Source organism: Ruegeria sp. BH8 (assembly GCF_056538065.1).
This window is the reverse complement of sequence record NZ_JBQFSP010000001.1, coordinates 150,412-163,633: the sequence shown is the minus strand read 5'-3', so window position 1 is coordinate 163,633 and position 13,222 is coordinate 150,412. Positions and strand designations below refer to the sequence as shown.

Sequence of the window (13,222 nt, the reverse complement as noted above, 5' to 3'; positions counted from 1 at the left end):
TCAGGCCAGCCTGTTCAGGAGCAAATCGGGATTTCCCGCCCAAGACCCGCGCCGCACGCCCGGATCGCCGGTCAGCCGTTTTACAACGACCACCGGACGGGAGGAGGTGGGCATCAGACCTTGCTTAGCAGCAGCGGCACATCCAGCAACCCCGCCACACCGAACAGTTCGGCCCTGGGGGGCGGCGTGTAACCGTTGATCGCGTCAGCTTGCAGGGTTCCTGCGGCAGAGGACCAATACCAGTGGGTGTTGTCGAAACGCGTTGCAGATGTTTCGAGGTTCTTGAAGATGGCTTTGATCTGCACCCCATTGAGAACATTGGGCGACTTTCGCTGCATCATCGCTATTGCCCCGGCAACAAGGGCCGAAGCCCCCGAAGTGCCGCCGAATTCAGTATACAGCCCGGCAGGATCGTCCACCGCCTTTTTTCGGGTTTTGACCGCCGCGGCAAGGCTGCCTTCGACATAGCCCCGCGGGCCCGGCACATCCAAGGTCACCAACCGTTGAGGCGCGAATTCGACAATCGGGATCGCGTCACCACTGCCGTCGCGTTTCAGGTGATGTTTCGGGTTTTCCAGATGGAAGTCAGTGGCCGAGGCTGCATCACGGTCCAGACGAATTTGATAGCGGTTGTAGATCTCACCGTCATCCGAGGGGGCGGACACGGTCAGATCAGCAGAATAGTTCGAATACCCGGACCGGTAGCCATTATAGTTGACGGCCCCCACGGAAATGATCCCGTTGGCTGGATCACCGGACAGGCTGGCGGGGTAAATCAATTCACTTCGACCGTCATTGCCAGCCGCGCAGACCACCGGAATTTTCGTGCTGACCCATTCGACGACCTTGTGGAGCGTCGACCACGCCACTGAAATATCGCGCGCGTCACCGTCGGGTTCATCGCGCATCGTCTCGTGCAGGCGCGTCTTTTCGTGCCTGTCCAGACCCGGATAGAACGGTTCGGTAACAGTGGCAGGACGGTCATCATACCCGGGCCAATGGTCCGGGTTCGCTATGTCGCGCGGAAACAGGATGACATGAACATCCTTTTCATGAGCATAAAGAAACGCCGCAATCAACTCTTCCGGGCTGGGTGAGATCGACGTCGTGATCGGAATAATCCTGCTTTTGGGATCAACCCCGTAATACGCCGCGATATTGCCGGTATTGCCGAATTGGTCCGCCGCAAAGCTGGTTCCGCAAGCCAGCCCGGCACAGCTGGTGCCGTGCCCGGCATAGCGATCATCATAAGCATCGATGTAACGCTTAACACCAAACCCCGATCTCAGCCCGGCAATCACCCGCTGTTCCTGCGACGTCAGGCCCGGAATGCCCAAGGGGTTCTGAATGCCCGACAGATGTTGCACATGTTCTTCGATATGTTCTGCCCCTGCCCCAACGGCCGACCGGTCGATGTATTTGACACCGAACGGGTGGCTGGCCAGATCAAGGGCTTCGTCCCGAATGACCCTGTCCGCCGGAACCGGTCCGGTGTCCGGCGCTTTCAGGTTTGGGTGATGCGGGGCCACGCCCATGTCGATCAGGGCGATCTTCGCCTCGGCCAGAGCAGGGCCTGTGAAATCCCAGATCGCGCTGTCGATTTCCGGGCAGGTCTCTCCGTCAGCGGGCGGGGGCGCCTTGACGGTCAAGGCTTTGATCGCGACCAGATGCCAGAGATAGTAATATCGTGCGTAGTCTTCGTTTCCTGCGGTCATTTCGTCACCTCGCGTTGATCCTTAACCCAGCCATTCGTCTTGTGCTTCGTCCATCAGTTCGTCCAGAACCTCGGTCAGGTAAGCCACGGTTTTTCTGGCCAGACTTCGTCCGGCGGCTGTGTCGCTTGGGTAGTGCAGACCAGCCCATTCGCGGTTTTCAGCAATCCGCTGGGCGCGGTGGAACAAAGCGACAGTGCCCGGATGTTCAGGGATCAGCCGCGAGAACAGTTCGGCAATCGCGAAGGATTGGTAGGAGTGGTTCGAGGGGTAAGCCGCATGAAAAGGCACCGGGATAAAGGGCCGGATCAGCGGCTGGATGATATTGGGTCTGGGTCGGCTGAAGCGGTTCTTGTAGGTCAGGCCGATTTCATTCGTCAGTTCCAGCAGGATCGTCATCAGCGCGCGGGTCGCATCAAAGCCGCCCTTCTCGTCAATGCCCAGCGGGCTGAGATAGTCATCAATGCCAAAGCCTGCCTGCGTCACGATTTCCTCGCGCCGCGTCGCCTGATTTGACCACTTGAGCCGCCCTTGCAGGATCAGCAGGTATTCGGTTTCCTTCATGCTTTCGTCAGGGCCCGGCGGCGGCAGAAGATCGATGTTTTCCCAGATTTTGCCCAGCAGTCCGGATGCGGGCAGCATACCGATCCGGCACAGATCGCGCATCTCGCGCCAGCCGAAGGAAGCATCACTACCGCCAAAGTTAAAATCGCTGCGGTTCCGGTTGCGATTGCGATTTCTGTTTCGGTTGCGGTTTCTGTTGCGATTGCGGTTTTTGTTGCGGTTTCGGTTCAGTGCGAATGCCGAAGATGCGCTCATCGTGACAGACGCCGCGCCGAGGGCAGAGCGTTTCCCGATCTCTTCGTCTTTCGCACCTTTTACACGGCTGTCAGACCTGAAGGGGTCGATGAATTCTTCGTTCTGCATGAACTCGGTAAGCTCGCGCAGTTTTTCAATATCCAGCAACTCGGGATCCAGATCATGAATGGCATTGAGGTAATCGATGAAGCTTTCCCTCTGCGCGTCGTAAATGAGATTGTCCAACGCCTTTCGATTGTCCCCCGGTGAGGCACCGAGACCACCGGTTCCGGCAAGGTTCATCAATTTCACCACCTTGCAAGAAATCAGCTCTCCACGTCGGGCCATCATGCCAAAATCATTGAGCGTGGACACGTAAGACATAAGTAAACCCCCTACTTTTTCCCCTACTTCAAGCGTGTTGCGGCAATCCGATCCGGGACAGGCCGCTTTCCATCAGTTGCGCGCTGAACCGTGTTGGCACCGGGAACCGGTCCTGCTGGATGCAGGCCAGCGACATGTCCGGTTCCAGATTGGTCAGCCGCTGCAAGGCGAACTCGCCTCGCTGCCGGTCACCTGCGTGCCCGTAAGCCGCAGCCAGATAGCGCATGACGGTTTTGAACTGCGGTTGAACCTCCATCACGGATTCGCCGAACCTGATGGATTTCTCGAACTCGCCATTGACCAGCGCGGCGACACATCCTGCCCCGTCAAACAGATGCCGGTACGGGCTGTGCCGTCCGATAAGCCGTGCCTTCTGCGCGGCTTCCACCGCCAACGCGGGGCGATCCGTGTAGCAATAGAGCATGGCTGCTGAATCCCAACTCATCGCCCGATAAGGGCTGAGCTCGAGCGCGCGGTCGACCAGATCCTGCGCCACCGAAAACTCTCGGAACACGTAGGAATGCACGTGGGCGACAAGGCCCAGAACAGTGCCGTTATCCGGGTCAGCCTCGACAGCGCGGCGGGCCAGATCGCGCGCCTGCGCTTCCAGTGTGGCATCCCAGGTTCCGTACCGTTCGCCGACCTTGAAGGTCGTGACATAGGCCAGCCACGCAAGGTAGACCGGCTTGGGATCAAGCTCGTAAGCCGCCAGAATATCCGCCTCGAGCTGGTCCAGCCCCGGCCCGGTCATGGTCAACAGGTGATGCACGGCGGCAACGGCGGTTTTCGCCGCATGATGAGAGGCCGAGTCGCGCATGTGACGCCCGTTCAGCAAGGCCGTCAGCAAAGCGTCGGTGGCATAGCTGATGAACGATGTCAGTCCCGAGCAGTTTTGCCCCAGAAAGTCACCCTGATCGGCCACCACATTCTGGCTCCAGATCACTTTTCTGTCTTCCGACCTCATTGCGGTGGCGGACACTTGCAACATGCTGCCACAGGTCGAAGCGCGACACTGAAGGAAAAGATCAGGCCCAGCCGACAGTGGTTCCTTTGGAAGCGCGACCTGCGGCACCCGGTAATCCTGAACCTCGAGCGCTTCGGTTTCGGTAAGGGATTTGGACAGCTGTTCCGCAACGATGTTGGACACGAATGTCGCGGTTTCGGAACTGCCACCGACATCCGGAGACAACAGACCTATCACGAAATTCGGGCGCGGTACGGAGAACGACATCTGCTCGGACCGGAAGGCTGTTGGATTGGTGGGAACGGGAACCGGCTGTGCTTTTCCGTCCTTCTCATAGGGGACGTCGATGGTTGCGCGGGCCACTTTGAACAGTTCGAGCGTGGCACCGATATTCTTGAGATTGGGCCGCCCGATCGAGTTGAACAGGAAATCCTGTCGTCCGCGCAGCGCATTGCGCACAACACTTGAGACCAGAACCTCGCCGGATGAGCCGACGCTTTCGATCCGGGCTGCCGTATTCACGGCGTCACCGATGATCTGTTGGTCAACCTCGAACGTGTCGCCAAGATGTATCCCAATTCGATACCCCTTGGCGTACCGGTCGGGGGCATGGGTCAGGACATCCTGCATCCCCAGCGCAGTTTCGACGGCGGCACGCGCACTTGGAAAGACGGCGCACAGCCCGTCACCGGTCAGGCCGGTCACCCGGCCCCGAAAGCTGTTAACCAGATCGCTGACGCAGTTCAGATCGCGGCGGATTCTGGCCAGCGTTTCCAGCTCGTCCTCGCGGACGGCGGCAGAGTAATCACATGCATCAAGGAACAGGATCGCCCTGAGCCGCGCCTTGGGAAGGTCGCCTGGATTGTTCAAATTCAGATTAATACCCATGATCGTGTCTCGGAACTCTTTAACTTGTTGAAATGTGCCACCCCGAAAACAGGCAGGCTGGCACGCATCAGAGGCGTGTTGCGATTGCAAATGCAGCCGACGGGTGTGAATGGCGCTGCATTGCGCGGGACGGGCCACGGGCCTGAATGGAAATCACGAGGCATTAATCGGCCCGCTGATGAGATTTGGTTTCTAAAATGCGTTAAGTTCAAAATAATAAGGGTTATTGTATTGTTTTAGTGAACTTCCGTCGACATATTTTTATTTTTGCACATATTTTTCGGTGCAATTTGGCGAATTTACCCGGCATCTGTGGCGCTTTGTGCTTGGCGGGAAAGACGGGCTGACGCGGCAAGACTTCCCGTTAGGAGTGCGCGAGGGCTGACCCCGGTCAAGCCCTTGGCATTGGAGCTTCCTGTTGCCGCTAAACCGGGCGGACGGCATGACACGACAGCGGCTGACTGGTACCGGAAATCGATTCTCCAAAAAGTATCTGAACGTTGCCCGGCCCTCGCCGTTTCAGCCGGTCAAGCCAGTCACCACCCTGTTCGGTGGCCTAACATGTGGCGGGACCAGGTGCCCTGCACAACCTGAACGGTGCCGCAATTTGACCGGACCCGAGCGTAGTTTTCTGTGATCTGCACCCTTCCAATCCCGCCCCGCGACGCGCGCGCAAAATCCCGACAACCAGCCCAAACCGGCCCCCGTGCAAGGGTGTCACCGCCCGCAGGCCCCGATTTTCCGGGAATCATTCACCTGACAACTAAATCCTTTGCCTCAGGCCCGGTGCGCCGGGTTTCACCCTTGTCATCGCCGAAAATCCACGCCAAGGGCGGTGCATGAGGTTCGATACGATCATATTGGGTGCCGGAGCGGCAGGAATGATGTGCGCGGCCCGTTGCGGTGGGCGGGTGCTGGTGATCGACCACGCCAAGGCGCCGGGCGAGAAAATCCGCATCTCGGGCGGAGGGCGGTGCAATTTCACCAATATGTATGCGGGGCCGGACAATTTCCTGTCGCAAAACCCGCATTTTTGCAAATCCGCGCTGGCGCGGTTTACGCAGTGGGATTTTGTCGATCTGGTGAACCGGCACGGCATCAAATGGCATGAGAAAACGCTGGGGCAGTTGTTCTGTGATGGCTCTTCAAAGCAGATCATCCAGATGTTGCTGGACGAGATGAGCCGCGCCGGCGCCGAGCTTTGGGTGCAGACCGCGCTGCGTGATCTGCGCAAGGAGGACGCCGGATTCGCGCTGGAGGTCGAGCGTGAGGGGCAGCGCCTGCATCTGACCTGTGCCAATCTGGTGCTGGCCACGGGGGGCAAATCCATCCCCAAGATGGGCGCGACCGGGCTGGCCTATGACATTGCCCGGCAGTTTGGCCTGCTGGTGACCGACACCCGCGCGGCGCTGGTGCCATTCACCTTTTCGGATGGCCGGTTCAAGGACCTGTCCGGTGTTTCCCTGCCCGTGCGGCTTTCCAACAAACGCACAAGTTTTGACGAAGCGCTGCTGTTCACCCATCGCGGCCTCAGCGGGCCGTCCGTTTTGCAGCTGTCCTCCTATTGGCGCGAAGGCGAGGAGATCGGCGTGAACCTGATCCCCGAACTGCCCCTGTTCGATCTGTTGCGTGCGCAACGGAAAAACGCCGGGCGCAAGGCGCTGACAACGGAACTGGCGCGACATCTGCCGTCCCGGCTGGTCGAGTATTTAAGCCAAATCATCCCGATGTCCGGCAATCTGGCCGATCAATCGGACGCGAAACTGTCTGATCTGGTCGCGGCCCTGTCTGACTGGCGGCTGGTACCGTCGGGAACCGAAGGGTACCGCACCGCCGAGGTGACGTTGGGCGGAATAGATACCGATGATCTGTCGTCGAAAACGATGGAGGCCAAGGATGTCCCTGGCCTCTATGCGATTGGCGAAGCGGTGGATGTCACCGGGTGGCTGGGCGGCTACAACTTTCAATGGGCGTGGTCATCAGGCCATGCCGCAGGTGTTGCCATTGCCGCCAAGATTTAACCTACACTTCCGTTTTGCGCGGCATTAGCCGACGACGTTATACCCGCGACCGCGCATGCAGTTGCGCACGATCACTTCCTGGTTCTGGGTGTTGCTGATCGCGCTGGCACCCACACCGACCAGAGCACCGGCGGCCGCCGCACGGCCCAGATCGCTGGCGCTGTTGTCGATAATCGCTGTGGTCGCCGCCGCACCAGCCGCGCCGATGGCGGCAGCGCCCGCGGTGTTGCTGTCCAGCGTCGGGCGAGACCGGGCCAGCGCCTGACAATTGGCCAGATCGGACTGGTAGTTCGGACCCACAGGCCCGTCGATGATAGGAACATAATTCGCCCCGCTATTGGCACAGGCCCCGGCCAGCGCAACGACGGGAAGGATGGAGAGAATTTTGCGTGCAGACATTTCCGCTTCCTCTTTATTGAACTTAAGGTGACGCAACCTCAATTCCAACAAAGTGTCAATCTGACTGAAAAATGTCCACATCTACCGGCAGGCTGTTGCAGGTGCGGTGTTAGCCCAGCCGTTTTTGCACCTGCGCTGTGAAATCGTCGCCACGCTGTTCGAAATTGTCATATTGATCGAAACTTGCTGCTGCCGGGGCCAGCAGAACGGTCTCGCCCGCCTGTGCATCCGCCATGGCCTGCGCCACTGCCGCCTCCATCGTGGTACAAACCTGTGCGTCGGACGTCAGTTGCATCGCAAAGCCCGCCGCCTCACGACCGATAACATAGGCTTTGATCACCTGATCCGCTGCTGCGTTCAGGGCTGCGACACCGCCTTCCTTTTCAAGGCCGCCACAGATCCATCGGATCTTTTTGAACGCCATAAGCGCTTTCAGGGCGCTGTCGACATTGGTCGCCTTGGAGTCGTTGACATAGGTAACCCCGTCGGCCTCGGCGATGATCTGGCTGCGGTGCGGCAGGCCCGGGAACGAGTGCAGCGCGTCTTCGATCACGCGTGGCGCAAGGCCCAGCGACCGGCAGGCCGCATAAGCCGCACAGGCGTTCTGGTGGTTATGGGCACCGGGAAGGCCCTTGATCGCGCGCAGGTCGATGGACCCGGCCTGCCGCCCCTTGCGGTATTCCGACAAAAACCCCTTGCGCGCAAAGACCTGCCATCCCGGCCCCGTCAGCTTTCGCGTTACCGAGATACGGATCACCCGATCATCCGCCGGCCCTTCGGCCAGCTGGCCAGCCAGAAAGGCGCCTTCGGTTTCATCGATGCCAACGATCGCGCGGTCCGGGCCGCCTTCGGCAAACAACCTTCGTTTGGCCGCGAAGTATCCGCCCATGCCACCGTGGCGATCCAGGTGATCTGGCGAAAGGTTGGTGAACACCGCCACATCCGGGGTCAGCGCACGGGCCAGTTCCGTCTGATAGCTGGAAAGTTCCAGCACCACGACCGAGCCATCGCCACCCGGATCGATATCCAAAACACCGCGCCCTATATTTCCGGCCAACTGCGCCTCGCGCCCGGCCTCGGTCAGGATGTGATGGATCAGCGCCGCGGTGGTGGATTTCCCGTTCGAGCCGGTGACCGCGATGACCCGTGGCGGAGTGTCATAGTTGCTCCATTCCGGCCCCGCAAAAGAGCGGAAGAACAGGCCGATATCATTGTCGACCGGCACGCCTGCATCCAAAGCTGCGGCAACCACGGGGTTGGGTTCGGGATAAAGATGCGGAATGCCCGGTGAAACGATGAGCGTGGCAATGGTGTCAAACGCCCCCTGTTTGCGCAGGTCGGCACAGGAGAACCCTTCGCCCTCGGCGTTGGCGCGGGCTGTGGGGTTGTCATCCCAGCAGACCGGTTCCGCCCCGCCTGCGCGCAAGGCGCGTGCGGTTGCAAGACCGGACCGGCCCAATCCCAGAACCGCAACTTTCTGCCCTGAAAAGCCTTTGACCGGGATCATTTCATGTGTCCTTTGCCTAGCTGCGCTTCAAGCCAGTCTGCCCGCTCGACCACGGGCCGTTTCGGGACAAGGACTGTCTGGAAACCAAGTTTCGGTAAGCGGTCGCACAAAGCTTCATATTCCGCAAGAGCGTCAGACAGATCATGCTGTCGCTCGCTGTCCTGAACATAGATTTCAGGCCATGGTGGAAACAGGAACACCCGGCAATCATAGTCAAGCCGCAGAATCTTATCACGCAGTGCATTTTCAAGATTTGTGCCCGTGCGCTCGAACCAGATCAGAGCATCCAGCGCCGACCTGTCAAACAGAACCAGACCAGCTGGAGCATGGGCCATGTCGTCAAAAGCCGTGCCGATCACCTTTCTGCAAAACGCCTCGGGGTCATTCCACGGTAACGCGTTCCCACCGCTATCCTGCTCGGCCCTGACCACACGTCGACCAGGTTCAGGAACCGTTGCGTAGCCACGTTTCGCCATTTCCTGCAGCAGGGTTGACTTACCTCCGCTGGAACATCCTGACAAAACAATTCGGCGGTTGGTCACCGCACCTTCAGCGTTGCAAGACCGATCATCGCCAGGATCAGCGAGATGATCCAGAAGCGGATGACGATGGTCGGCTCGGCCCAGCCTTTTTTCTCATAATGGTGATGGATCGGGGCCATCAGGAAGACCCGTTTGCCGGTGCGTTTGAAGTAGAGGACCTGAATGATCACGCTCAGCGCCTCGACCACGAACAGCCCGCCGACGACGGCCAGAACCAGCTCGTGCTTGGTGGCAACGGCAATGGCGCCCAGCGCGCCGCCCAGCGCCAGCGATCCGGTGTCGCCCATGAAGACCGCCGCCGGGGGGGCGTTGTACCAAAGGAACCCCAGACCCGCACCAAAGAGCGCTGAGGTAAAGATAAAGATCTCACCGGTGCCCGGCACGTAATGCACGTCGAGATATTCGGTAAAGTCGACGCGGCCCACCGCATAGGCAATCACGCCCAGCGTCGAGGCGGCGATCATCGCTGGCATGATGGCCAGCCCGTCCAGACCGTCGGTCAGGTTTACTGCGTTGGCGGCCCCTACGATCACGACAATCGCAAACGGAATATAGAAGATGCCCAGATTGACCAGCGTGTCCTTGAACACCGGCACGGCCAGCTGGTTCTGCAACGCTTCGGGGTGGTGCAACGTCGCCCAAAGCGAAGCCAGCACGGCAATAATCACGCCCAATGCGAGGCGCATCCGCCCCGGTACGCCCTTGGTGTTCTGTTTCGACACCTTGGCATAGTCATCCGCGAATCCGATGGCCGCATAAGACAGGGTCACGAAAAGCACCATCCAGACATAAGGGTTATCCAGACGCGCCCAGACAAGGGTCGAGGTCACAAGAGCCCCGACAATCAGCAAACCGCCCATTGTTGGCGTGCCTGCCTTGGAAAAATGCCCCTCGGGGCCATCATTGCGGATCGGCTGGCCCTTGCCCTGCTTTCTGCGCAGTACGTTGATCAGCGGTTTTCCGAAGATGAACCCAAAGATCAGTGCCGTCATGAAGGCACCGCCTGCGCGGAAGGTGATATACCGGAAGAGGTTCCAGAAATCCCCGCCATCCGACAGGGCGGTCAACCAGTACAGCATGACAATACCTTTCTCACACGAGGCGCATGGGCGTGATCACCCATCAAGCGCGCCCCCTTGCCCCATTTTGCGCAGACCGTCAACAATCGAGGCCAATCCCATGCTGAGAGAGCCCTTGGCCAGCACAGTATCGCCGTCCCTGACCAGCGAAGGCAACCGTTCGGCCATCTCGGTGCTGGTTTCAGACCAGAGGCCGCGTTTCGCCGGAGGCAGCGCGTGGTGCAGTGCCCGCATCAACGGGCCGATACAATGCACCTGATCGACATGCGCCATCGCATTGGCATCGGCCATGGCGGCGTGCATCGCCTCTTCCTGCGTGCCGAGCTCTTTCATATCGCCCAGAAAGGCGATGCGGCGTTTGCCTTGTGAGGCGGCGAGCACGTCCAGCGCGGCCTCCATCGAGGTCGGGTTGGCGTTATAGCTGTCATCCAGCAGTTCGATCTGCCCGCCGCCGGGCAGAAGAATGCTTTCCCGTACACCGCGCCCCTTGACCGGGGACCATGCACGCAGCCCCGCGATAGCGTCATCCAGATCGACACCCAGTTCCACGCAGGCAGCCAAGGCCCCCAGCGCGTTCATGGCGAAATGCGTACCGGCAGAGTTCACCGCAAAGCGGAGTACCTGATCACCAACGGCAGCTTCGGCAGTCACGGTGTTCGCCCCCTGCTGAACGTCGGTCAGCCGGTAATCCGTTGCGCCTTGGCCGAAATCCACGATCCCGGCCCCCTGCCCAAGCGCCGTTTGGCGCAGGATGTCCGCGTGCTCGATATCCGCGTTGACGATTGCCGCGCCTCCGGGTTCGAGCCCTTCAAAGATCGCAGCTTTTTCATGGGCGATGCCAGCCACATTCTCGAAGGCTTCCAGATGCACCGCCGCCACGGTCGTGACCAGCGCCACATGCGGGCGGGCCTGCCGGGCCAGCGGGGCAATCTCGCCCGGATGGTTCATGCCAATCTCGATTACCGCGAATTCAGTGTCGCGCGGCATCCGTGCAAGGGTCAGCGGAACGCCCCAGTGGTTGTTATAGCTGGCCACGCTGGCATGGGTTTTGCCTTGTGTTTCAAGGATCACGGCCAGCATCTCCTTGGTCGACGTCTTGCCGACACTGCCAGTCACCCCCACCACACGCGCATTCGTTCTGGCGCGAGCCGCCTGCCCCAAAGCCTCGAGCGCCGCCTGCACATCATCAACGATCAGCAGTGGTGCGTCTGGCGATACGTTGTCGGGAATATGCGAGACCAAAGCCGCGCCTGCGCCTTTCTCAAGCGCCTGAGCCACGAATTCATGCCCGTCCCGCGCCGCTTTCAGCGCAACAAACAGATCACCGGGTTGAAGGGTGCGCGTGTCGATGGAGACACCATCAGCGGTCCAGTCCGTTGTGACCCGTCCACCCGTTGCCTGAGCAGCCTCGGATGCTGTCCAGAGCGTCATGCGACCCTCCCGTCCAGCGCGGCGACGGAAATGCTGGCCTGTTCGGCATCATCGAAGGGCAGCACCTGATCGCCGACGACCTGCCCGGTTTCGTGGCCCTTGCCCGCAATCAGCAGTGCGTCGCCGGGTTGCAGGGCATCGATGCCGCGCAGAATGGCTTCGGCGCGGTCGCCGACCTCGGTCACGCTGACGTCGCCCGCTGCCTCGAGCGCACCTGCCATGACAGCGGCGCGTATGGCGGCGGGGTCTTCGCTGCGTGGGTTGTCGTCGGTGACGAAAACCATATCTGCGTGGTTGGCAGCTGCCTTTCCCATCAGCGGGCGTTTCGTGGCATCGCGGTCGCCGCCCGCGCCGACAATGGCGATCAAACGACCCATCACATGCGGACGCAGCGCCTTGAGAGCGGTGGCCACGGCGTCGGGGGTGTGCGCGTAATCCACAAAAACCGTCGCGCCGTTTTCGCGGGTTGCGGCCAGCTGCATACGCCCGCGCACGGTGGTCAGATGCGGCAGCGTTTCAAAAACCCGTTCGGGGCTGTCGCCCGCGGCAATCACCAGCCCGCAAGCCAGCAGGATGTTTTCGGCCTGGAACCCTCCGATCAGGTTCAGGCGTGTCTGGAAGGTCCGGCCCTGCCACGCAAATCGCAGATCCTGCCCGGTGGCATCGAACCGCTGGTTGATCAGGCACAGATCGGCGTCGCCCAACCCGACGGTCAGCACCGATTGACCGCGCGCCTGGGCGATCCGGCGGACCCGAGACCCCTTGGGATCGCTCAGATTGATGACCGCGGTGCCATCCTGCGGCAGAACCCGGTCGAACAACCCAGCCTTGGCTGCGAAATACGCTTCAAAAGTCTCGTGGTAATCCAGATGGTCCTGCGTGAAGTTCGAAAACCCGGCAGCGGTCAGGTGCACGCCATCCAAGCGGCGCTGTTCGAGGCCGTGGGACGAGGCCTCCATCGCGGCGTGGGTCACACCGTTTTCGGCGGCTTCCGCCAGACAGCGATGCAGGGTGATTGGCTCGGGCGTGGTATGGGCCAGCGGTGCGGTCCATGCCCCTTCGACACCGGTTGTCCCAAGGTTGACGGCGGCATGGCCCAGTTCGGTCCAGATCTGGCGCACAAAGGTGGCAACTGAGGTTTTTCCGTTGGTTCCCGTGACCGCGACAATCGTCTGCGGCATCGCACCGAACCATAGGGCGGCGGCCCCGGCCAGTGCCTGACGCGGGTCTTCGACAACCACCAGCGCCGCGTCCGACGCCGCAAGATCAGCTGCTGCGATTTTCGCCCCTTCGGCATCTGTCAGGATGGCGGCGGCCCCCATGCGCAGGGCGTATTGAATGAACGTGCCGCCATGAACCCGCGTGCCGGGAAGGGCTGCAAACAGGAAACCGTCTTTCACCTCGCGGCTGTCAACGGCCAGACCGGTGATCTCGGGGTTAACCCCGCCTCGCGCGGTCAGGGCCAGCTGGCTGAGTTTCTTTGTCCTTGTGCCCATG

Annotated in this window: 10 protein-coding genes; 1 reads left to right on the top strand and 9 read right to left on the bottom strand. The window is 60.5% G+C overall.

Features of this window, described 5'->3' with window-relative positions; genetic code table 11:
* Nucleotides 1–113: 113 nt before the first annotated feature.
* Genes ACR0AD_RS00820 through ACR0AD_RS00810 form a run of 3 tightly spaced genes read right to left on the bottom strand, consistent with a single transcriptional unit; the run spans nucleotide 114 to nucleotide 4,746 of the window.
* Entirely contained in the window at nucleotides 114–1,715 is a 1,602-nt protein-coding gene (locus ACR0AD_RS00820; RefSeq protein ID WP_480486289.1) for a S8 family serine peptidase, read from the bottom strand.
* A gap of 21 nt (nucleotides 1,716–1,736) precedes the next feature.
* Nucleotides 1,737–2,894, bottom strand: coding sequence for a phosphatase PAP2 family protein (locus ACR0AD_RS00815; protein WP_480486291.1), 1,158 nt, complete (start codon nucleotides 2,892–2,894; stop codon nucleotides 1,737–1,739).
* 28 nt (nucleotides 2,895–2,922) lie between these two features.
* On the bottom strand, nucleotides 2,923–4,746 hold the full coding sequence (locus ACR0AD_RS00810) for an adenylate/guanylate cyclase domain-containing protein (protein WP_480486293.1): 1,824 nt from the start codon (nucleotides 4,744–4,746) through the stop codon (nucleotides 2,923–2,925).
* 839 nt (nucleotides 4,747–5,585) lie between these two features.
* Between ACR0AD_RS00810 and ACR0AD_RS00805 the strand changes: the two genes are divergently transcribed.
* Entirely contained in the window at nucleotides 5,586–6,767 is a 1,182-nt protein-coding gene (locus ACR0AD_RS00805) for a BaiN/RdsA family NAD(P)/FAD-dependent oxidoreductase (protein ID WP_480486295.1), read from the top strand.
* A gap of 24 nt (nucleotides 6,768–6,791) precedes the next feature.
* Here ACR0AD_RS00805 and ACR0AD_RS00800 read toward each other — a convergent pair whose 3' ends face one another.
* The 6 genes from ACR0AD_RS00800 to ACR0AD_RS00775 form a co-directional block, all read right to left on the bottom strand.
* Nucleotides 6,792–7,166 carry a glycine zipper family protein gene (locus ACR0AD_RS00800; protein ID WP_480475937.1) on the bottom strand — a complete coding sequence of 125 codons (375 nt, stop codon included), beginning with the start codon at nucleotides 7,164–7,166 and terminating at the stop codon, nucleotides 6,792–6,794.
* A 109-nt stretch (nucleotides 7,167–7,275) separates the two neighbouring features.
* Nucleotides 7,276–8,673: a UDP-N-acetylmuramoyl-L-alanine--D-glutamate ligase gene (gene murD, locus ACR0AD_RS00795; RefSeq protein WP_480481871.1), complete on the bottom strand. Its 1,398-nt coding sequence runs from the start codon at nucleotides 8,671–8,673 to the stop codon at nucleotides 7,276–7,278.
* On the bottom strand, nucleotides 8,670–9,215 hold the full coding sequence (locus ACR0AD_RS00790) for an AAA family ATPase (protein WP_480481873.1): 546 nt from the start codon (nucleotides 9,213–9,215) through the stop codon (nucleotides 8,670–8,672). The genes murD and ACR0AD_RS00790 overlap by 4 nt, the downstream gene beginning before the upstream one ends.
* Complete coding sequence (mraY, locus tag ACR0AD_RS00785; protein WP_267363338.1) at nucleotides 9,212–10,294, bottom strand: phospho-N-acetylmuramoyl-pentapeptide-transferase; 1,083 nt, start codon at nucleotides 10,292–10,294, stop codon at nucleotides 9,212–9,214. Before mraY ends, ACR0AD_RS00790 begins: the two co-directional genes overlap by 4 nt.
* A gap of 36 nt (nucleotides 10,295–10,330) precedes the next feature.
* Nucleotides 10,331–11,725: a UDP-N-acetylmuramoyl-tripeptide--D-alanyl-D-alanine ligase gene (locus tag ACR0AD_RS00780; RefSeq protein WP_480486297.1), complete on the bottom strand. Its 1,395-nt coding sequence runs from the start codon at nucleotides 11,723–11,725 to the stop codon at nucleotides 10,331–10,333.
* Nucleotides 11,722–13,221, bottom strand: a complete 1,500-nt coding sequence (locus ACR0AD_RS00775; RefSeq protein WP_480481877.1) for a UDP-N-acetylmuramoyl-L-alanyl-D-glutamate--2,6-diaminopimelate ligase — start codon at nucleotides 13,219–13,221, stop codon at nucleotides 11,722–11,724. Before ACR0AD_RS00775 ends, ACR0AD_RS00780 begins: the two co-directional genes overlap by 4 nt.
* Nucleotide 13,222 lies beyond the last annotated feature (1 nt).

Excerpts from the sequence above, each read along its gene's own strand:
- ACR0AD_RS00820 (WP_480486289.1), bottom strand. The coding sequence starts at position 1,715 with ATGACCGCAGGAAACGAAGACTACGCACGATATTACTATCTCTGGCAT.
- ACR0AD_RS00815 (WP_480486291.1), bottom strand. The coding sequence starts at position 2,894 with ATGTCTTACGTGTCCACGCTCAATGATTTTGGCATGATGGCCCGACGT.
- ACR0AD_RS00805 (WP_480486295.1), top strand. The coding sequence starts at position 5,586 with ATGAGGTTCGATACGATCATATTGGGTGCCGGAGCGGCAGGAATGATG.
- murD (WP_480481871.1), bottom strand. The coding sequence starts at position 8,673 with ATGATCCCGGTCAAAGGCTTTTCAGGGCAGAAAGTTGCGGTTCTGGGA.
- ACR0AD_RS00780 (WP_480486297.1), bottom strand. The coding sequence starts at position 11,725 with ATGACGCTCTGGACAGCATCCGAGGCTGCTCAGGCAACGGGTGGACGG.
- mraY (WP_267363338.1), bottom strand. The coding sequence starts at position 10,294 with ATGCTGTACTGGTTGACCGCCCTGTCGGATGGCGGGGATTTCTGGAAC.
- ACR0AD_RS00810 (WP_480486293.1), bottom strand. The coding sequence starts at position 4,746 with ATGGGTATTAATCTGAATTTGAACAATCCAGGCGACCTTCCCAAGGCG.
- ACR0AD_RS00800 (WP_480475937.1), bottom strand. The coding sequence starts at position 7,166 with ATGTCTGCACGCAAAATTCTCTCCATCCTTCCCGTCGTTGCGCTGGCC.
- ACR0AD_RS00775 (WP_480481877.1), bottom strand. The coding sequence starts at position 13,221 with ATGGGCACAAGGACAAAGAAACTCAGCCAGCTGGCCCTGACCGCGCGA.